The 2,646-nt window shown below is 62.6% G+C and carries 2 protein-coding genes and 1 pseudogene; 1 reads left to right on the top strand and 2 read right to left on the bottom strand.

Features of this window, described 5'->3' with window-relative positions:
• A partial coding sequence (locus tag RAH32_RS21365) for a hypothetical protein (protein ID WP_306610400.1) occupies positions 1–351 on the top strand: 351 nt, incomplete at its 5' end.
• Positions 352–556: 205 nt separating this feature from the next.
• Here RAH32_RS21365 and RAH32_RS21360 read toward each other — a convergent pair.
• Together RAH32_RS21360 and RAH32_RS21355 are read right to left on the bottom strand one after the other, a co-directional pair.
• The gene (locus RAH32_RS21360) at positions 557–2,059 is read right to left on the bottom strand and encodes a phospholipase D-like domain-containing protein (RefSeq protein ID WP_306610399.1); all 1,503 of its coding nucleotides are present in this window, start codon (positions 2,057–2,059) and stop codon (positions 557–559) included.
• Positions 2,060–2,393: 334 nt separating this feature from the next.
• Positions 2,394–2,646 (bottom strand): annotated as a pseudogene (locus RAH32_RS21355) (transposase); the annotation flags it as partial.

Genomic DNA, 2,646 nt, shown 5'->3' with positions numbered 1-2,646 from the left:
AACAGCTTCTGGGTAGCGCAGGTGGTCTGCCTCAGACCCGCCCCGCGTGACGGAACCCGCTCAGCTCAGCCTGGTCGGATGCGGCTGGAACGGGTGGTCGGATGGTCGTGGAATGCCCGGTCGGATGTTCATGGAATGTGTGGTCGGATCACCGTGGTGCGCGCAAAACGTTGGTTTTTGCGTAATCTGCTTCTGCTTCAGTCGCCGTGCGAGGTCTGCTGGGCATTGTTGCAGAACAAAACTCGGCCTGCTGCAGGATTCACGCGGTCTCAAGCCCAAAAATCCGGGTCGCCACAGGTCTTCATCGCCAAAATGCAAGAGAGCAGTCGGCAGAATAACTCCAGCACCTGAGTACGCCGTATCCTTTTGCGTAGAACAGCCCTCCTCGCGCCGTTGGCACCATGCACCGGCTTTGATGATGTGACCGTCCCCCGACGGCATCTGATGTGCCAGGGTGGGTCTGCAACGATCCATAAAGGGGAGCGGTCACATCATCAGCCGACGAAAGAGGAAAGGTAAATTTCAGCCGAATGTGTCGGCTTGTTCCTCCGAGGGGTCAATCAGCCTGCTGTCTGCGCCGCCATACCAAAGCCGTGCCGGCCACGATCGCGGATCCAATCAGCAGATGACGCGCGGTGATCCCGGTCCGGGCCTGTGCGCTGCGGCGATAGCGGGGATCGAAGAAACGGGTGTCGGCCAGAAGGCTTCCCAGCCAGGTTTCTCGACGGAGGGGCAGGGGGCGCAGGCTGCGCCCCTGCGGACGGCACAGCGCGTCGATCGCCGCCACAAGACTGCCCTGCCGGGCGATCCGGGCCGTCACCTCGGCTGTGGGAAGGCCCAGGTGTTCGGCCAGTAATTCGTCGCGGAAATCGCGGATAAGCGCGCGCGTTGCCTGATCAGGGGCCTGGATCGCCACGTCGCACTCCGTGTCGAATCCCATGGACCTGCGGTCGATGTTGCTGGATCCGATGCGCAGCAGCAGATCGTCCACGATCATGATCTTGGCATGGACATAGATCGGCTGGTCGCTGTCGGTCACGGGATAGAGAATGCGAAACCGGCCATACCGATCCTGGGCGCGCAACTGCCTTACCATCCGGCTGCGAGTGACATGCATGGCCTGGTCTTCGATGGCACCCAAGGCGGCATGGGGATTGATGACGACGATTTCGGGACCATGGGGTTCCGATAGCCGCCGGGCAATGGCGCGGGTGATGCGATCAGCGCAGAAATACTGCGATTCGATATAGATGCTGTGGCGCGCCCCGGCGATGGAATCCAGATACAGATCCTCGATTTCCTGGGTGATGGCCCGGTTCGCTTCGGGCGGCGCGGTGCGGGCGATAGCCACGGGAATGTCGTGGAAGGCGGACTCGATACTGTCGGGCCAGATATCGGCGCCGGGCCGGAACTCCTCGCCCACCTCGGCATCATGGGCGCGTCCCCAGCGGGCGCGGGCCAGTTCGGATAGCGCCGCAGCCGCCGGTCCCGACATCACGGCCGAGGCATCGTGCCAAGGCGGGGCGCAAGTGCCGTTCTTCAGGCAGCGAAGCGGGTTTTCGTCCAGGTGATCGCGGTCGTCCCAGCGGCCATCGGTCACGTCGATGCCCCCACAGAAGGCCAAGCTGTCATCAATGACGACGATCTTCTGGTGATGGCAGGCGCCAAGCGGGTGACGCCCGTCGAAAGCCAAGTGAATCTGGTCGGGCGACATCAGCTTGACCTGCAGGGCGGGGAGGATGCCGCCCGGCGCGATCAACGCGCCGCCGCTCCATTTCAGCAGAAAGATGTCCAATTCTTCGCGCTGATCGACGATGGCGTCCAGGAACGGTCCCACCCGGTTCGGAAAGCCGTCGGGCGCCAGCCCGTCCGCGTCGCTTTCGCCGGGCAGCATCTCGATCTCGAAATCGAAATCCCAGCCAATCATCATGACCAGCCGCCGCGCCTTCAGCAGCGCTTCGCGCAGGGCACGGAAATAGGCCTTGCCGTCGATGATCACGGCCAGCCTTTCGGCCGTCTCGACCCGCCAGCAGTTCCGGCCCGGCTGAAAGCTGAGCATGTCCATCATTCCCTTGGGCCCATCCCTTCACCGCCCCGAACGAGGCCGAGAAGGAACCGCCGCCTGCCTAATCGGTTCCGACAACCATTGTCCGGCTTTGATGCTGTAGATTCCCCCGACGATCTCTTTGTGAAACGGTGAATTTGTGTTGATCCTCTTTTAGAGGCGTCAATGAGCGAAGTTAGCATGATCGGGCTTGATCGGCATTGTTGCAGAACTCACCATCTGAGGTGAGTTCCCCTTACCCCGCTAACCTCATGCCACGCGCTTGATCTCGGCGGTGCCGAGTGCATTGAAGCGGTCCATGATTGCGACACGAATGTGGACTTCGGGGGTGATAGCCGGACCACTGCTTCCAGGTGGCCCGACTGAAGCGTTTGCTCGCGCGAAGGATGTCGTTGCGGGCGCGGGCGGCGGGCAGTCCTCCTTCCACAGGCGGCCGTTCCTGCGGATCGGGATGATGGCCGTGCCTCCGCGATCCAGGATGGCCGTGTGGCGACGCCCAGTGTCGAAAGCGCCGTCGCCGGTCACGGTACCGACCTGTTCATCGGACGGGATCTGATCCAGCAGGCCCGGCAGCACGGGGC

The sequence above is a fragment of the Paracoccus yibinensis genome, assembly GCF_030846195.1.
GTDB lineage: Bacteria > Pseudomonadota > Alphaproteobacteria > Rhodobacterales > Rhodobacteraceae > Paracoccus > Paracoccus yibinensis.
The sequence above is the reverse complement of the archived record's forward strand: the minus strand, read 5'-3'. Positions and strand labels throughout refer to the sequence as shown.

What these genes read in the sequence shown, in the direction of transcription:
- RAH32_RS21360 (WP_306610399.1), bottom strand. Translation starts at nt 2,059, where the DNA reads ATGCTCAGCTTTCAGCCGGGCCGGAACTGCTGGCGGGTCGAGACGGCC.